The sequence below is a fragment of the Xenorhabdus entomophaga genome (genome assembly GCF_037996725.1).
In the GTDB taxonomy this organism is placed as follows: Bacteria; Pseudomonadota; Gammaproteobacteria; order Enterobacterales; family Enterobacteriaceae; genus Xenorhabdus; species Xenorhabdus khoisanae.
The window spans coordinates 1-1,891 of sequence record NZ_JBBMXH010000225.1 but is presented as its reverse complement, the minus strand read 5'-3'; the positions used below and the strand labels follow the sequence as shown (position 1 = coordinate 1,891).

Annotated in this window: 3 protein-coding genes; 2 read left to right on the top strand and 1 reads right to left on the bottom strand. The window is 38.4% G+C overall.

Going from position 1 to position 1,891, the window contains the following annotated elements; genetic code table 11:
* The first annotated feature begins 70 nt into the window (after window positions 1-70).
* Together AAC854_RS22320 and AAC854_RS22315 are read left to right on the top strand one after the other, a co-directional pair.
* Entirely contained in the window at window positions 71-841 is a 771-nt protein-coding gene (locus AAC854_RS22320) for a serine/threonine-protein kinase (RefSeq protein ID WP_340619012.1), read from the top strand.
* Window positions 838-1,575 carry a PP2C family protein-serine/threonine phosphatase gene (locus tag AAC854_RS22315; RefSeq protein ID WP_340619011.1) on the top strand — a complete coding sequence of 246 codons (738 nt, stop codon included), beginning with the start codon at window positions 838-840 and terminating at the stop codon, window positions 1,573-1,575. The genes AAC854_RS22320 and AAC854_RS22315 overlap by 4 nt, the downstream gene beginning before the upstream one ends.
* A gap of 81 nt (window positions 1,576-1,656) precedes the next feature.
* Here AAC854_RS22315 and AAC854_RS22310 read toward each other — a convergent pair.
* A partial coding sequence (locus tag AAC854_RS22310; protein ID WP_340619010.1) for a hypothetical protein occupies window positions 1,657-1,891 on the bottom strand: 235 nt, incomplete at its 5' end.

Below are 1,891 nucleotides of genomic sequence, written 5' to 3'. Positions count from 1 at the left end.
TATGGAGTGTCTTTTTCTTTGCCTGTAAATTTCAATTTATAAAAAGGCAAAATACGCAAAGGACAACAATATGGAAAGACGCAGTAATTATCTTATAAATCCAATACGAGTGATTGGAAGGGGTGGCTTCGGATTCGTAGAAGAAGTAGAACTTTACAGCCTTGATAATAATAAATGCGGTAACTATGCCAGAAAGGTATTATCGATAGCTGACAAAAAGTTACTCGAAAATTTTACAATGGATGAATGGAAACGCAGGTTCCAAAGAGAGGCCAGATATCAGGCTTCTTGTAATCATTCAAATGTAGCACCAATTTATATTCACAACTTATCTGCTAACAATCCTTGGTTTGTCACTGATCTTGCAGAGAACCACTTAGGGACTGAGCTTAGTAAGGGACGACTCCAATCAACTGAAAAAATTAGTATTATTAAAATGATACTTAATGGAGTTAAGTACATGCATGAGGAAAAAAGGTATTGGCACAGGGACTTGAAGCCTGAGAATATTCTTAAATTTCCCGATGGTATCTATAAAGTTTCTGATTTTGGCTTAGTAAAGAACTCAGATAACGCAGCAGAGTCTGAGGTATTGAGTCATATTGGCGATGTCATGGGAACTCATAAGTATATGGCACCCGAAGTCTATAGTAGCCTTTATAATGAAAAAACAGATATCTTTGCTCTTGGTGTAGTTATCAGTGAAATTGGAATTGGGCAGTTAAAAGGAATAGATGACTTTATTCATAAAAGTACAGCCCATAAGCCAGCAATGAGGTATAACTCAGTTTCAGATATGCTAATAGATTTTGAGAAAATCATTAAGGAGAATAATCAATGATTACCTTATTGAATTGCGGACTCTTTTCGTTGGGAAAAAGCACTACACGGGGTAATCAAGACTCCATTATGCCTCCTAAGATTTCAGGAGGCGGATATATAATGGCTGTCGCGGATGGTGTTGGGGCATATGATGGAGCGTATGAAGCCTCTCAAATTGCCATAAAATACCTATCAGATAATGTCACTGACAGTGATTTAAATATTGATGGAATATTATCTGCGATAAAAAAGGATATATCCAAGCTCTCTGATAGCCATGTTGATTTCCATAGGGCCGCAACAACTCTGACATTTTGCTGCATCGATCAGGATAGATTGCATATAGGGCATGTTGGAGATACAAGAATTTACGTAAGAAAGGGAAAAAAACTTGAACTATTATCAACAGACCATACTCAACATCAAGAATTGTTCAATGAAGGATTATTTACAAAGAAAGAATTGAAAAATATGAAAGGGAAAAATACCCTGACATCAGCTCTTTCGAAAGTGATTGACTTGAAGTATCAAGAAATTCACCGCCCTCTCTCTGAATTTGTTGATGATGAAGGAGTGTTAGACATATACATTATGTCTGATGGTGCTCACCACTTCTGGGAAAAACGACCAAGATTTTCAGAAAACACTCTGAGCAATCCAGTTAGGTTTGCTTCCAGTTTACAAAAGCGGATTGAAAAAGCTACACCAATTGATGACTACTCATTGGTGGCGGCTAGCTTCAAGATCTCATAAGAACCCTAATTTTAATCTGGTGTAATTCCACCAAATACCCCAAGCCATCACATACCGTGGTGGTTTTTTTGTATCTGAATTTCATGCGTTAGGAGAGCTTAACTTCAAGCCTTCCTCTATATCAGGCCGCAGTGTCGGTGAGCGATGAGAGGACGGCAAGAGTGTTACCGTCCTACTCAGTTTTATTGGTCTGTTCAATTTGGTTAATTTGTTGGCGGAATAAAGGGGAATGGTGGAATAAAGGGTTGTGGGGGCATCACGCAGTGTATCCCTGTAGGTGTTAAAACGCATACAGGACCATCCGATAACTCGCCGG

What these genes read in the sequence shown, in the direction of transcription:
- AAC854_RS22315 (WP_340619011.1), top strand. Translation starts at nt 838, where the DNA reads ATGATTACCTTATTGAATTGCGGACTCTTTTCGTTGGGAAAAAGCACT.
- AAC854_RS22320 (WP_340619012.1), top strand. Translation starts at nt 71, where the DNA reads ATGGAAAGACGCAGTAATTATCTTATAAATCCAATACGAGTGATTGGA.